The following is a 13,690-nucleotide window of genomic DNA, read 5'->3' as shown; positions in this document are numbered from 1 at the left end:
AACCACAAAAAAGTACAACGAATCATGCACAAGCTCGGATTGAAGGGGACAAAGTTTACTCGGAAATCACGTCGCTATAGTTCCTACAATGGTACCGTAGGTACAGTGGCAAAGAACCTGGTGAACCGTCGCTTTAACACACCTATCCCGTACCAAAAACTAACAACGGACATAACGGAGTTTAAATGTTTAGATGAACGTAAACTTTATCTCAGTCCGATGATGGATATGTATAATGGAGAGATTCTCTCCCACGGTATGAATATGCATCCTACTCTTGATTTTGTGATGAAGCCTTTAGAAGAAGCACTCGACATCGTAAGAAACGCAAAATATCGCACCACAATCCATTCAGATCAAGGTTGGCATTATCAACACAACGAATGGTCGCTTACGCTCAAAGAACACAACGTGTTCCAAAGTATGTCGCGTAAAGGAAACTGTTTAGACAACTCTCCTATGGAGAACTTCTTTGGATTATTGAAGCAGGAGATGTATTATGGCGTACCACTTCGCACTTATGAGGAACTAAAAAGTGATATCGAATTGTATATTCATTACTATAATAACAAACGAATCAAACAGAAATTGGCGGGCATGAGTCCGGTACAATACCGTCTTCACACCAGCCAACAAGCTGCTTAATATAAAACTCTAACTTTAAGGGGTCACATCAATTTTGATTGACGGAACAGCTTTTTTATTTATTTCATCGCAAAAAAAGTATCAATTGATTTATTGAAAAATTAGGATTAGAGACATGAACGAAAGGAATCTAAAAGAATGTAAACCAGGATTAGAACCTTTCCGTTGAAAATTGAAGAGATCGATATAAGCGTGATCTGCCGATTGCATAATAAAATGCAGTAAACAATTAGAAAAAGATTATATTGAGGTGAAAAAATATGTGCAATAGTAAAAAGTCACTAAATGGCTATAAGATTTTAGAAGGAAAAAACGAATACAGTCATTTCTTTGGAGGGAAAGCCTTCAAAACTCCGCTGTGCCCTAATTGTAAACAACCAATGCAACTCATCATGAGGTTTGATACATCTGATCCTGCTCTCCAATCGGTTCACTCTATTTTGGGAGTATTGCCTCTAGTTGGCTGTCTAAACTGCTCTGGATGTTGGGAAACACAGTTCTTCGGAATAGAGCAGGGAGAAGTTCATCTTCTTTCACAAAATGATGAAGAATGTTGGATAGCTGAAGAAGAAGACCAACTACCGTCTCCTCTTCCAGAGGTTCCGCTACAGCTTATCCCATTACTTGAAGAAGAAATCATGAAAGATAACTTATCTGATGAAGAGATAGACTTCATTTTCGATCAATTTGGCACAAACTACATCGGGCGGCTCTTCAACGAGCTGATGGAGAGTGAGGAAGATAAGAAGGAATACGAGTGTTGCTATTGTGGCAATCCAATGATGTACCTAGCTTCCATAACGGAAGATATGTCGGAAAACAGTGACTTGATAAGCGCTATTTCTTTTCAATTTGGAGAAATAATACTGAATTTCTTTTTATGTACGGAATGCAACGTTATGCGAACAGAAAACTTAAGTTCCTAAAATAGAGATGAAAATAACAGAGGAATTTTAACTTTCCCAAGATGAACCAGTTTTCAATTGTTTTGTTGCGGCTTCGTAGATATATATATATAGTTAGTTTCTACTTTTTCAAAATCCAGACGCAATCACGCTAAGGTTTAACTGGTCCGATTTTTCAGAAATACGCTGAATGTGACAATAATAGTGATGTTTTACTCCGTAATGTGACAGCCTTTTCAAACAGAAAGGTGTAAGATTTCATCAGGGGGTGGCAATATTGAGATCATATGGAATATATAAAGTGAAAAAAATGTACCAGCCATTCGTAATTGGTCGGGAACAGTTGTTATACAATCTTTTGACGAAGAACTTGGAACAAGGTGAGGATTTGAAAGAAATTCATTATCTATGCGATATTATTGAAAAACAAACAGTTCACGATGTAATCGCTTTAAAGCTTAGAAAGTTATTCACGACAATGGAATATGAAAATGGAAAGTATACGTTAACACATCCAGTCAAAGGTTCCATTTACATAACGCTGTCTGATTATTCAATGAACGTCTACTGTGATGGTTCTCGTATGTTGGATTTAGATCTTTTTGTCGCTTTATCAGAATCGGGTAATCGTTTTTTTGCGGTAATGGACGGACACGAAGAGTGGGGATGGTTAAAACCAATAAAATACATGCAACAAGCTACCGAAAAAGAAGAATTAATGTTTCGCTAAAAGGTAGTATAATAAACAAATCTGCTGTATAATCCTTCATGGTGACATGATACTTGTATTACTGAAGTGAAGGAGGTATAGCGGATGAGCTTGACATTGGGAATTATATTAATCGTCGTCGCGCTATTAGCTGGTGTGGCTCTCGGATTTTTCATTGCACGTCAATATATGATGAAATATTTAAAAGATAACCCGCCGATTAATGAAGATATGTTACGAATGATGATGATGCAAATGGGACAAAAACCATCACAAAAGAAAATAAATCAAATGATGAGTCAGATGAATAAAGCGAGTAATGAACAGGGCAAAAAACCAAAAAAAGCTAAAAAGTAATTATAAAAAAAACCCATTAGGAAAATTCCTTTTGGGTGTTTTTATTGAGTGAAAACGAAACGATTTAAAAATTCCCTTACCGTCTGTTCATATTCTTGTGGATTTTCATTGAAAGACTTTGCATGGGCACCTTTGTTAAATAATTTTAACATTTTATCGCCTTTTTTTGCTTCGTACAACTCTTTTGTCATATGTGGAAGGATTAGCTCGTCTTCCAGGCTATGGATAAAAAGCATAGGCGTTGCGATGTTTTTTATAACTTCTCTAGGTGAAATCAGTTTGAGTGTGTAGCCATCTCGCAATTTTAAAAATAAGTTTGCAATTCGAAGTGTCATCGTACTTCGCAAAGGTGTTTCACTTCGAAGTATATGAAGAACTTGCTCGGTAAAATCGGAAAAAGGGCAATCGACTACATAAAAATCAGCTTCCTCTTTAAAAGTGCCCGCATAGAGAATCGTAGTCGCTGCACCCATCGATTCGCCGTGGATACCGAGCAGTGCCTCCTTGCCAATTTTTTCGCGAATAAAGGAAACGATGGCTTTTAAATCTGTTTTCTCATAAAAACCAAAGCTTGTTGTTTTACCGCCCGAATCGCCATGCCGCCGATGATCATAGATTACAGAGTTAAAACCAAGTTGTTCAAATAGGCGTGCATATTTAATAGAGTTGATTTTATTTTCAGTTACTCCATGGCAAATAATGACCGTATTTTGTGTCTGTAATGGTTTGAGAAAAATGGCCTTCAATAAATAGTCATTTGGTGAATCAATCCACAGTTCTTTTTTTTGAACAATTTCGTACCATTTTTCATCAAACCTTTTGGCCAACGTTTCTCGTTGCAAAATGACTTCGGTGTCTTTCAGTTTTAAATACATTAGTTTATTTGATGCGACGAATCCGAAAATAGTTAGAAGTGCAGTGAAAATACTTGAAAGAACGCCAGTTATAAATAGCAAGCGACGTTTCAAACTGCCACTCTCCTTTTTTACTGTCTGTCTAAATTGAAATAAAGTATCCGACTAAGCCCGCTAGATGCTCTTAAAGCTGTCCGTTTACAAAAAGTCGGTACATGCCTGTCTCGATAGGACGTGAGACGTGTGGAGCGATGAGGGCTACTGCCTCACAAACCTTTTTCACATCGACTCCAGTTTCAATCCCTAGCGTATCAAGCATGTTGACAACGTCTTCCGTCGCTACGTTGCCTGTAGCGCCCGGTGCAAATGGACAACCCCCGAGACCACCAGCAGATGTGTCAAATCTGTCAATCCCAGCTTGAAGCGCTGCAAACGTATTTGCTAGTGCCATTTTACGCGTGTCATGGAAATGAGCAGTTAGTAAAATCCCTGGAATTTCTTCTTTCAGCTTTTTAAACAGCTCATAGCTTTCTTGCGGATTTGCTCTGCCAATTGTGTCCGCAACACTTAATTCATCAGCACCCATTGCTACAAATCGTTTACAAAGTGCAACGACGGCGTCGGGATCCATTTTCCCTTCATAAGGACAATAAAAAGCTGTTGAAATACACGCACGGACAAAGATGCCTTTATCTTTTAATGTTGAAATAACTGGATCCAGTGCTTCCAAGCTTTCTTGGGTCGTTCGGTTAATATTTTTTTGGTTAAATGTATTGCTGACCCCCACAAATACGGCAATACTTTGTGCACCAGCTTCAAGTGCTAGTTCTGCACCTTTCGCATTTGGTGCAAGAACAAATTGACGTCCTATATGCTTTGCCTTTTTCACGATTGTTGGAGCATCTGCCATTTGCGGTACCCATTTAGGGGATACAAATGAAGTCAACTCCATTTCGGAAATCCCGGCATTTTGTAAAGCTTCGATGAACGCAAGTTTGTCATCTTCTTGGACATGCCTACTTTCGTTTTGTAATCCATCCCGAGGTCCAACCTCGATTATCTTAATTTTTTCTGGTAAAATGAACATACAATCCCTCCTTAAGTATATTGTAATGAAGGGATGCCTATACAAGCAAATTTAATTAGGGGAAAAGGGGGAATAAAAATGTGCAAAGAAGTAGTTATTGTTAGTGCGGTTCGGTCTCCAATCGGATCTTTCCTTGGTTCATTGAAAGATATCGCGGCGACAGATTTAGGGTCGATAGTAGTTAAAGAGGCATTAAAGCGTGCTGGGGTAGCACCTGAACAAGTTGACGAAGTGATTTTGGGGAATGTTTTACAAGCGGGACTTGGTCAAAACCCAGCAAGGCAAGCAGCCATAAAAGCGGGCTTACCCGAAACAGTTCCAGCGATGACGATAAATAAAGTATGTGGTTCAGGATTGAAAACGGTTCAACTTGCACGTCAAGCAATACTTTCGGGAGATGCCGATATCGTTGTAGCCGGTGGAATGGAAAACATGAGCCAGGCGCCTTACATATTGAATGATGGTCGTGAAGGATTTAAAATGGGCGATAAGAAAATTGTCGACAGTATGATTAAAGATGGATTATGGTGTGCATTTAACGATTATCATATGGGGATTACAGCGGAAAACTTATGCGAGCGTTATTCAATTACTCGTGAAGAGCAAGATGCATTTGCAGCGAAATCTCAAGAGAAAGCATCTGCGGCAATAACAGCAGGTAAATTTGCGGATGAGATTGTTGCAATTGAAATCCCGCAGCGCAAAGGGGAGCCAATCATCTTTGATACAGATGAGTATGTCAAAGCGAGCTCGACAGCTGAAAAGCTTGGAAAACTACGACCAGCGTTTAAAAAAGATGGCAGTGTAACTGCTGGAAACGCTTCAGGCATTAACGACGGTGCAGCGGCACTCGTTATTATGTCGAAAGAAAAAGCGGATGAACTTGGTTTGACGCCGCTAGCAACGATTGTAGCGAATTCAAATGCAGGTGTTGACCCATCTGTTATGGGAATCGGGCCAGTACAAGCAGTGAAAAATGTGCTTTCTAGGGCAGATATGAATCTTTCTGATATTGATCTAATCGAAGCGAATGAAGCATTTGCGGCACAAGCAATTGCAGTTGACAAAGAGCTTGGATTCGATGCCGATAAACTAAATGTTAACGGCGGGGCGATTGCACTTGGTCACCCGATAGGGGCAAGCGGAGCACGAATTCTCGTAACACTTCTTCATGAAATGCAGCGACGCGATGCGAAAACGGGACTCGCAACGCTTTGTATTGGCGGAGGTCAAGGTGTCGCAACGATTGTGAAACGCGCATAATTTAAGGCAGGTGTATATGATGAAAAAGAAAAAAAGAAATAGCGTTCAACCAAAAAAGAAAGAAAATGAGAACTTAACGATATCGGACTCAATTGGGGATGATATTCTTGAAAAGCTGAAAGCGGCTAAAAAAGAGTTAACGGCTAAAGAGCGTGAAAAAGAAGAGAAGCGCCAAGAGCAACTTCGTTTAGAACGAAAAGAACAAGAAAAAAACAAAAGCTTCGCGGAACTTTTAGCAGAGCACGACAAGCAAAATTCTTAAACTTAATTGCTAGGGCACCGGCTGAAATTTGGCTGGTGCTTTTTCTTTTATAGAACTGGTATGATGGAAGAATAAAATATGCACATACCTAAAAGAAAGGAAATGAATGATTATGATGTATCGAGCTTTATCGATTGCGGGTTCTGCGGCAAGGGGAGGGGCAGGAATCCAAGCAGATTTGAAGACGTTTCAAGAGTTGGATGTATTCGGCATGACCGCGGTAACAGCAATTGTTGCCGATAACCCAAGGACGGGTCAAGGGATTTTCCCACAGTCGATTGATGCAATCGAGGCGCAAGTGTACACTTCATTACGTGACATCGGGGCAGATGCAATTAAAACAGGTATGCTATTTACAGAAGAGATCATTACGAAGACCGCCGAGTGGATTCAACAATCAGATGTCACAAATATCGTTGTCGATCCCGTCATGATTGGAAAAATGGGATCAGCCTTATTGAAAACAGACGCTATGGAAGCGATGAAAAACAAGCTGTTGCCACTTGCGACAATCATTACTCCGAATATGCCCGAAGCCGCGCAGTTATTGGAAGTAGATGCATTGGAAACAGTTGAAGATCTTAAAAAAGCAGCAGTTGAATTGCGTCTTCTAGGACCTAAATACGTTCTCATTAAAGGTGGACGGTTAGAGGGGCCTGCGATTGACGTATTGTATGACGGTTGCCAGTTCTATCTTTTTGAGGCACCTAGAATCGAAACCATTCATACGAACGGTGCGGGATGTACATATTCGGCGGCGATTGCGGCTGAATTAGCTAAAGGACAATCCGTTCCGGATGCTGTGGAAAAAGCGAAGAAGTTTATTACAGCGGGTATTCGTCATTCCTTGGAATTTAAACATGGTGTTGGTCCGACCAATCATTTCGCTTTTGGCAAATATGACGAAACCGGTTGTACGGTGATTATAGAGACTATGTGAATTAGAGTGCAAAAGATATGGAGTGTTATTTGGATATGAAGTTAGTTTCATGGAATGTAAATGGATTGAGGGCATGCGTTAAAAAGGGATTTCTTGATTATTTCAATGAAGTAGATGCGGATGTTTTCTCGGTGCAGGAAATCAAGCTACAAGAAGGACAGATTGATTTACAGTTAGATGGTTATTATCAGTTTTGGAATTACGCAGTTAAGAAAGGATACTCTGGAACGGCCGTATTCACAAAAGAAAAACCGTTGTCCGTGACATACGGTGTAGGGGACAAGGAGAAAGAAGATGAAGGTCGGATTCTTACGTTAGAATTTGAGCATTTTTATTTGGTTAATGTGTATTCTCCTAACGCGCAAAGAGATTTAGCGCGATTACCTTTTCGTTTAGAATGGGAAGACGAAATGCGCACACACTTAAAAGGGTTGGATAAAAAGAAGCCGGTTATTTTATGTGGAGATTTAAACGTGGCCCATGAAGAAATAGATATAAAGAATGTGAAACCGAATATTGGTAATTCTGGTTTTACAGTTGAAGAACGGGGCAAGATGACCGCCCTTTTGGCAGAAGGTTTTGTAGATACATATCGCTTTTTTCATCCCGAACGAGAAGGCGCCTACACATGGTGGTCATACATGAGTAAAGTAAGAGAGCGTAACATTGGATGGCGCATTGATTACTTTATTGCTTCGAAAAAACTCGAAGCATACTTAACAGATGCTGCCATCCATTCGCACGTACTTGGTAGTGATCATTGCCCAATTGTTTTGGAAATGGACTTGGATATCACGCTTGAAACGTAAAGTGATTTTCTTTTGTTAATTCACCGTGCTCATATGTACGTTCAACAAAAGTGAAATGATTGTTAGTGTCGACAAGTAAAACAGAGGACGAACGAGTGCCGTAATCAGGTGTTTTGATAAAAAGTGGAGATAGTTTTCGCTCTAGGTCTAAACCGACACCTGTTTGCGGCAACTCGGTGTCTTGGGCTATTTCTTCGTCAGCAAGAATCGTAAACAACGCATCCACATTAACTTTTTCTTGTCCCGTAACATACGTTTTTAAGTTATGTTTCCCTTTTGTTACTTTAGGCCACGGTGTATCGAGTAAATGATTACTAAGTCCATGTGTCCCCGCAGAAACTTCGATTATATCCCCTTGTATATTACTATAATAAAACAATTCATCAGGATTTCCGACAAGTAGATTGAAGCCTGTATAGTTGTTTTTTTCCCCGTGTAGCGATTCGAGAAAAGTATTTGAAGAAGTGTCCCCAGCCAAATAATTTCGAACAATCTCCCCACGAGAAACTTTCCCAGTACCCATTTGTGATGGGTCACGAAAGTTTGTCAATGCGGCAAAACGTCCCTGCTTTGTTACACCAAGCCAAGTCCCAAATTGCAATAAATCACGTCCTGCAAGAACTTCGGGTTCATCTTCCCAAAAATGTGCTGGAGCAGTAGGTCGACCGTAGAATTCATCTCTATTCGCTGCAACAATTAATTTATAATTTGGATGTTCATGAAATTGAAAATTGATTAAACACATATATACTCCTCCTCCTTTTATGATTAGTATACATCAAACCGAACTGTTAACAGGAAAAGTTCTATGAACTATAGTTACCTCGAATTCAAGACACTTTGCAATTGAGGAGGATGTATATAAATGAACGTAAAATGAAATATGCGGGCAGAAATGCGATTTTCTTTGAAGATCCAGAAGGGCAGCAACTTACCTTAGTTTCAGATGAAACGAATATAGGCGTTGAAGCGGGAGCACCTTGGGATAAAAGCCCGGTACCTGTTGAATTTGGAATTACGGCATTAGGCCCGGTAAAACTTACAGTACGTATGCCGGAACAGGCTTTAGCAGTCCTTCGAATTCTAGGGTTTACAGAGAAAAATCGTATTCCGGCACTCGTTAAAGGTCAAGATGACATCATTGTTATGCAAGTTGGGGAAGGCGGATCCGGGGCTGAAGTACAAGTAGAACCTCGCAATGATTTACCTGCGGAAATTCAAGGGAAAGGCGGAGTCCACCATGTCGCTTTTCGTGTGGATAATGTGGAAGAATTACACGCTTGGATTGATGTTTTGAACAAAGCGGGTTTACCAAACTCCGGTTTTGTGGAAAGATTTTATTTCCGTTCGTTATATTTCCGCGAACCAAATGGCATTCTGTTTGAATTGGCAACAGATGGCCCTGGTTTCGCTACGGATGAACCGCTTGAAACATTAGGAGAATCACTTGCTTTGCCACCATTTTTGGAAGGTAAACGTGAAGCGATTGAAGCGAATATCAAACCATTAAATACGAAACGGTCATAAGATAAACTTGGTCAAGAACGAGTGAACTCTTTCAGTTTTGAGTTTTAAAATAAAAATAGACATCCAATTGATTAACTGGATGTCTGTTTTTATTCGTAATTAAAGAACAATAAAACTTAAAACCCCATTATCATTGGTATTCTAAGTTAAAATAGGGAATTATGAAATCGACTCCATTATATTCAAGTTTATCATAAGTGGTTTCCACCACAAAGCATCAAACTGGAATCGATTGAATTTATTTCCTCTCGTGCAAGCCTGTTTGAGTGTCACCACAAAGTCATGTAAAATGAAGCAATAAAAACTACTTGGAAAAAGGTGTTAGGATGAAACAATATATTGTAATTGGTGCAGGAATTTTAGGCGCTTCGACAGCTTACCATTTAGCGAAAACGGGAGCTAATGTAAGAGTTATAGACCGTCAGGATCCGGGGCAGGCTACGGATGCCGCAGCGGGGATTATTTGTCCATGGTTGTCCCAGCGGAGGAACAAGGCGTGGTATGCGCTTGCAAAAGGTGGAGCGGCGTATTATGAAAAACTTATTAAGCAACTTAAAGATGATGGAGAAACGGATACAGGTTATCAAAAAGTAGGTTCGATTAGTTTACACACAGACGAAGAAAAACTAAACCAAATGGAGAAACGTGCAATCACGAGACGTGAAGAGGCCCCCGAAATTGGAGATATTCAACAAGTCGATTCAGCCGGAACATCCGCATTGTTTCCTCCTATCTCATTAGATTATAAATCTGTACATGTCAGTGGAGCTGCACGTGTCAATGGACGTGCTTTACGGCAAGCGCTCGTAAATGCGGCGGAAAAGTATGGCGCTACATTTGTCGGTGGTTCAGCTGAACTCATACATTCAGGCAACGAAGTGACAGGTGTGCAAGTTGAAAATAAGCAATATGCAGCGGATGCTGTTTTAGTAACCGCGGGTGCATGGGCGGATGAGCTACTAAAGCCTTTAGGAATAAACCTTCAACTAACTTCGCAAAAAGCGCAAATTGTACATTTACAGCTTGAAAATAAAATGACGAATACATGGCCTGTCGTTATGCCGCCACATGACCAATACATTGTTCCATTTGAAGACGGGCGCATCGTTATCGGGGCAACACATGAAAATGACGTAGGGTTTAACCAGCGTGTAACAGCTGGAGGTTTACATGAAGTTCTTAGCAAAGCGATAGCTGTCGCACCTGGGTTAGCGGATAGTCACTTCATCGAAGCGCGTGTTGGGTTTCGTCCTTTCACACCGGGATTTCTTCCGATTATTGGCGGCGTACCAACTATCAAAGGGCTTTTTCTTGCCAATGGACTTGGTGCTTCAGGATTAACTGTTGGACCATTCTTAGGGCAACAACTCGCAAAACTGGCACTTGGCGATGCTGTTGAAATAGACCTTGAGTTATATGATGTGGCGGGGGCTATTTTGTAAAATGAACTGAAGTTTATTCAACAAAAAGCAGGAGTCAAACGATAGCGGTTTGCAGCTCCTGCTTTTCGTTCTCTTAATAAAGGGTTCGTGTACCGAGAGCTTTTACACTTTCTGGAAGTTGAAGATTAATTCGGTCAGACGTCGTCAAGAAGTTTGCATATTTGAAACATATGTTCCATAATGGAGTTGTAAATCTCGAATTTTCAAGGCGGAAAGGATGTTTATATGATCGCCGAAATCAAGCAAATTGAAAAAGGCTTGCTCGCACATATAGAGCGCGAGTTAAATCACCCCATTGAAAATGTTTGGGCAATGCTGACGGATAATAGGCTGTTAAAAAAGTGGTTTGAAGAGCTACGTGTCGGAAAACTACAAAAGGGCGGATTTATGAATTTCTACATTCAAGATGTAATGGATGAGGAACTTAAGATTACCGAACTTAAAATGTTTTCCGTCTTGGCGTTTGATTGGTTCGGTGATGAAGTTCGTTTCGAATTCCATTCAAAACCGAATGGATGTGTATTGGTATTTGAAGAGAAAATCAATACGCTGACTGAACAAACCAAAAAAGATATTACGGGATGGCATGTTTGTTTGGATGTTATTCAAGCGTTGCTCGACGGGAAGCCAATTAACAGAAGAACAGAATGGGAAAAGTGGTACGAGAAGTACACACAGGTAATTGACGGGTTGACCGGTTCCGGCGATAAGTAATCGAAGTAAAACAAGAAAGTTTTTAGTAAATGAGGAGAAAAGGCATGACAGGGAAAACACACATCGTAGGCGGTATTGCGGCAAGTCTTGCTTATGCACAAATTGGTAATCACGATCCCCTTATTATGTTGGGTGCGGGAATAATTGGTGCCTTGCTTCCGGATATTTGTCACGGGGGCAGTAAAATTGGGAGGAAGCTTCCCCTATTATCGAAATTAATTAATATGCTATTTGGTCATCGTACCTTGACACATAGTTTGTTATTTTTAGTAATCGTTGCGTGGTTACTAAATTCATTTATTCCAAATGAGGCAGTAAAAGCAGGGATTTTGGCAGGAATGGTAAGTCATTATTTACTCGACATGGCAACAAAAAACGGCATCAAACTACTTTTTCCAATTCAAATGACGGTTCGCTTCCCACTGACAACAAAGACTGGAAGCAAAGTAGAAAGTATCGTATTTAGTCTTTTAACACTTGTATCGTTTTATTATGGTTTTGAATCACTTGGTTACTATTTATAACAAAGGGGTATCCCGCCCGGCTTATCGTGAGAGGCACCTCCAATGCGCTGTAGCGGATTCAATTAAGTTCTTTATTTCAACATATATATGAGTCGATTTCATAATTCCCTATTTTAGCTTAAAATACGAATGATAATGGGTTTTAAGTTTTATTGTCCATTAATATAGAAGGCGTTTCGTTGATTGGAGCGGAGGGCGGCGACTCCAGTGGGAACAGCGCGAGCTGAAAGCCCCGCAGGAACGCAGTGACGAGGAGATTGAAGCCGTGCCCACGGAAAGCGTCCGCCCGAAGCGGAAATCAACTTTGTTCGTATTTCAAGACTAAATCTTCTATTATGAAATTTACTCATATAAGTATTCGCTGCGCAGTTCATGCAAGCGGATACTTTTTTGGATAAATAAATAAAGGTTTTTTCGATGTCGATGTTGAAGTAAGCAGTATATTGGAAATCATTTGAATTGATAGGGGGAAATTGGGATGGGATCGAAAATAGAAAGAGTTGACGATTTAAAGGCGATTAAGATTGCACATTTAATACAAGAAAGTGAAGCGGAAGGCTATCGGTTTTTAACAAGGCTGGCTACTGATTACGCGGATGGAACAAATAGATTCAATAAGCCCGGTGAGGCCCTTTTTTCGATACGCGATGAAAATGGGAATGTTGTTGCAATCGGCGGCGTGAACCAATCTCCTTTTTCCGAAGATACACAAGTTGCACGTCTACAAAGATTTTATGTTTTAGACGAAGCTAGACGAAAAGGAGTCGGATCCCTTTTACTGAAAGAAATTGTGAATCATTCCCGTGATGCGTTCAAAAAACTGACTGTACGAACGGAATCGTCAAAAGCGGATGCTTTTTATAGAGCAAATGGATTCGAATTGGACGATTCAACATCAGAAACGACGCATGTGCTGAATTTAAGTAAATAATAGATCAGTGAAATCGTTTCTACGACCGTTGTAGAAGCGATTTTTATATTTCAATTGCAATAAGCTAGCCGTAGTAAACATTAATATAATTTGTATAACCCTTCTTCTCATCGGTTAGATTAATGGTAACCGATTTTTTGTCGAATTGAAGAGAGGATGAGTGAATTGAAAAAGAGAAGTGCTATGTTACTAGTCCTACTGATGACATCTATATTGTTCATTTGCGCTTGTACAAATAAAAATATTGTGAAAGAAGAACCGAAAGAAGCGGATGAATCTCCCGGCAGCACATATGGTTTCACATCCTTTGGTTTGGAAATTGATACACAAGAAATGAAGCAAGCACTTAAAGCGAATTACGATGAAAAACCAGACAAGACAGAGGCAATATATGAAAATAAAACAGAAGATCTATACTTGCATGGTGATAAAGCGATGGAGAAACTTGAACCTATCTTTGAAGAACTTGCACTTAACCCCGATATGGATGACGAAGACATGATAAAAAAGGCGTCGGAAACATTCGAAATTATAGATTACAAAACTTTGAAGTTAAAAGTGAAATTTAAGGGCCATGATATAAAAGAACTAACGATGACGAAGTAAAAATACAAAATTGTATAAGACTACAAACACCAAAATCTCTTACTGAAGTGACGCCATAATCGAACTTATAATATAGACAACCGCAATACTAATTGTTTACAATTCCGACTATTCC

At 39.9% G+C, this 13,690-nt stretch carries 16 protein-coding genes and 1 pseudogene; 14 read left to right on the top strand and 3 right to left on the bottom strand.

The features are described 5' to 3' along the window. From KSU66_RS13820 to KSU66_RS13805, 4 genes are all read left to right on the top strand, one after another. The coding region (locus KSU66_RS13820) for an IS3 family transposase (protein ID WP_269052044.1) at positions 1-645 on the top strand (645 nt) is incomplete at its 5' end. Positions 646-905: 260 nt separating this feature from the next. Next, positions 906-1,571 (top strand): hypothetical protein, encoded by a 666-nt coding sequence (locus tag KSU66_RS13815; RefSeq protein WP_269052043.1) that lies wholly within the window; start codon positions 906-908, stop codon positions 1,569-1,571. A gap of 256 nt (positions 1,572-1,827) precedes the next feature. After that, positions 1,828-2,280 carry a sporulation inhibitor of replication protein SirA gene (sirA, locus tag KSU66_RS13810; protein WP_269052042.1) on the top strand — a complete coding sequence of 151 codons (453 nt, stop codon included), beginning with the start codon at positions 1,828-1,830 and terminating at the stop codon, positions 2,278-2,280. Between the two features lie 84 nt (positions 2,281-2,364). Beyond that, positions 2,365-2,616, top strand: coding sequence for a YneF family protein (locus KSU66_RS13805; RefSeq protein ID WP_269052041.1), 252 nt, complete (start codon positions 2,365-2,367; stop codon positions 2,614-2,616). Between the two features lie 41 nt (positions 2,617-2,657). On the opposite strand, the gene KSU66_RS13800 is transcribed toward KSU66_RS13805, so the two are convergent. Together KSU66_RS13800 and KSU66_RS13795 are read right to left on the bottom strand one after the other, a co-directional pair. Beyond that, positions 2,658-3,584 (bottom strand): alpha/beta hydrolase, encoded by a 927-nt coding sequence (locus tag KSU66_RS13800; protein WP_269052040.1) that lies wholly within the window; start codon positions 3,582-3,584, stop codon positions 2,658-2,660. A 70-nt stretch (positions 3,585-3,654) separates the two neighbouring features. After that, entirely contained in the window at positions 3,655-4,557 is a 903-nt protein-coding gene (locus KSU66_RS13795) for a hydroxymethylglutaryl-CoA lyase (RefSeq protein WP_269052039.1), read from the bottom strand. Between the two features lie 78 nt (positions 4,558-4,635). Between KSU66_RS13795 and KSU66_RS13790 the strand changes: the two genes are divergently transcribed. The 4 genes from KSU66_RS13790 to KSU66_RS13775 all read left to right on the top strand — a co-directional run bounded on the left by KSU66_RS13790 (position 4,636) and on the right by KSU66_RS13775 (position 7,831). Continuing rightward, complete coding sequence (locus KSU66_RS13790; RefSeq protein WP_269052038.1) at positions 4,636-5,820, top strand: acetyl-CoA C-acetyltransferase; 1,185 nt, start codon at positions 4,636-4,638, stop codon at positions 5,818-5,820. A gap of 19 nt (positions 5,821-5,839) precedes the next feature. Then, entirely contained in the window at positions 5,840-6,082 is a 243-nt protein-coding gene (locus KSU66_RS13785) for a YqkE family protein (protein WP_329958821.1), read from the top strand. Positions 6,083-6,191: 109 nt separating this feature from the next. Beyond that, positions 6,192-7,022 (top strand): bifunctional hydroxymethylpyrimidine kinase/phosphomethylpyrimidine kinase, encoded by an 831-nt coding sequence (gene thiD, locus KSU66_RS13780; RefSeq protein WP_269052054.1) that lies wholly within the window; start codon positions 6,192-6,194, stop codon positions 7,020-7,022. 35 nt (positions 7,023-7,057) lie between these two features. Beyond that, positions 7,058-7,831, top strand: a complete 774-nt coding sequence (locus tag KSU66_RS13775; protein ID WP_269052036.1) for an exodeoxyribonuclease III — start codon at positions 7,058-7,060, stop codon at positions 7,829-7,831. On the opposite strand, the gene KSU66_RS13770 is transcribed toward KSU66_RS13775, so the two are convergent. Further along, positions 7,815-8,576: an NRDE family protein gene (locus KSU66_RS13770; RefSeq protein WP_269052035.1), complete on the bottom strand. Its 762-nt coding sequence runs from the start codon at positions 8,574-8,576 to the stop codon at positions 7,815-7,817. The genes KSU66_RS13775 and KSU66_RS13770 overlap by 17 nt on opposite strands. Before the next feature lie 140 nt (positions 8,577-8,716). On the opposite strand from KSU66_RS13770, the pseudogene KSU66_RS13765 reads away from it, so the two are divergent. The 6 genes and pseudogenes from KSU66_RS13765 to KSU66_RS13740 all read left to right on the top strand — a co-directional run. Continuing rightward, a pseudogene (locus tag KSU66_RS13765) lies at positions 8,717-9,358 on the top strand (VOC family protein); the annotation flags it as partial. A 326-nt stretch (positions 9,359-9,684) separates the two neighbouring features. Next, the gene (locus tag KSU66_RS13760; RefSeq protein WP_269052034.1) at positions 9,685-10,800 is read left to right on the top strand and encodes an NAD(P)/FAD-dependent oxidoreductase; all 1,116 of its coding nucleotides are present in this window, start codon (positions 9,685-9,687) and stop codon (positions 10,798-10,800) included. A gap of 225 nt (positions 10,801-11,025) precedes the next feature. After that, positions 11,026-11,514 carry an SRPBCC domain-containing protein gene (locus tag KSU66_RS13755; protein WP_269052033.1) on the top strand — a complete coding sequence of 163 codons (489 nt, stop codon included), beginning with the start codon at positions 11,026-11,028 and terminating at the stop codon, positions 11,512-11,514. Positions 11,515-11,558: 44 nt separating this feature from the next. Continuing rightward, positions 11,559-12,038, top strand: a complete 480-nt coding sequence (locus KSU66_RS13750; RefSeq protein ID WP_269052032.1) for a metal-dependent hydrolase — start codon at positions 11,559-11,561, stop codon at positions 12,036-12,038. A gap of 478 nt (positions 12,039-12,516) precedes the next feature. Then, positions 12,517-12,969, top strand: a complete 453-nt coding sequence (locus KSU66_RS13745) for a GNAT family N-acetyltransferase (protein ID WP_269052031.1) — start codon at positions 12,517-12,519, stop codon at positions 12,967-12,969. Positions 12,970-13,134: 165 nt separating this feature from the next. Next, positions 13,135-13,575, top strand: a complete 441-nt coding sequence (locus KSU66_RS13740; protein ID WP_269052030.1) for a YusW family protein — start codon at positions 13,135-13,137, stop codon at positions 13,573-13,575. The last annotated feature ends 115 nt before the right edge of the window (positions 13,576-13,690 follow it).

It is taken from the genome of Sporosarcina sp. G11-34, from assembly GCF_026931025.1.
Note: the sequence above shows the minus strand (reverse complement) of the source record. Positions and strands in the feature narration are given on the sequence as shown.

Excerpts from the sequence above, each read along its gene's own strand:
- KSU66_RS13760 (WP_269052034.1), top strand. The coding sequence starts at position 9,685 with ATGAAACAATATATTGTAATTGGTGCAGGAATTTTAGGCGCTTCGACA.
- KSU66_RS13775 (WP_269052036.1), top strand. The coding sequence starts at position 7,058 with ATGAAGTTAGTTTCATGGAATGTAAATGGATTGAGGGCATGCGTTAAA.
- KSU66_RS13815 (WP_269052043.1), top strand. The coding sequence starts at position 906 with ATGTGCAATAGTAAAAAGTCACTAAATGGCTATAAGATTTTAGAAGGA.
- KSU66_RS13750 (WP_269052032.1), top strand. The coding sequence starts at position 11,559 with ATGACAGGGAAAACACACATCGTAGGCGGTATTGCGGCAAGTCTTGCT.
- KSU66_RS13795 (WP_269052039.1), bottom strand. The coding sequence starts at position 4,557 with ATGTTCATTTTACCAGAAAAAATTAAGATAATCGAGGTTGGACCTCGG.
- KSU66_RS13805 (WP_269052041.1), top strand. The coding sequence starts at position 2,365 with ATGAGCTTGACATTGGGAATTATATTAATCGTCGTCGCGCTATTAGCT.
- KSU66_RS13790 (WP_269052038.1), top strand. The coding sequence starts at position 4,636 with ATGTGCAAAGAAGTAGTTATTGTTAGTGCGGTTCGGTCTCCAATCGGA.
- KSU66_RS13745 (WP_269052031.1), top strand. The coding sequence starts at position 12,517 with ATGGGATCGAAAATAGAAAGAGTTGACGATTTAAAGGCGATTAAGATT.
- KSU66_RS13755 (WP_269052033.1), top strand. The coding sequence starts at position 11,026 with ATGATCGCCGAAATCAAGCAAATTGAAAAAGGCTTGCTCGCACATATA.
- KSU66_RS13785 (WP_329958821.1), top strand. The coding sequence starts at position 5,840 with ATGAAAAAGAAAAAAAGAAATAGCGTTCAACCAAAAAAGAAAGAAAAT.
- KSU66_RS13770 (WP_269052035.1), bottom strand. The coding sequence starts at position 8,576 with ATGTGTTTAATCAATTTTCAATTTCATGAACATCCAAATTATAAATTA.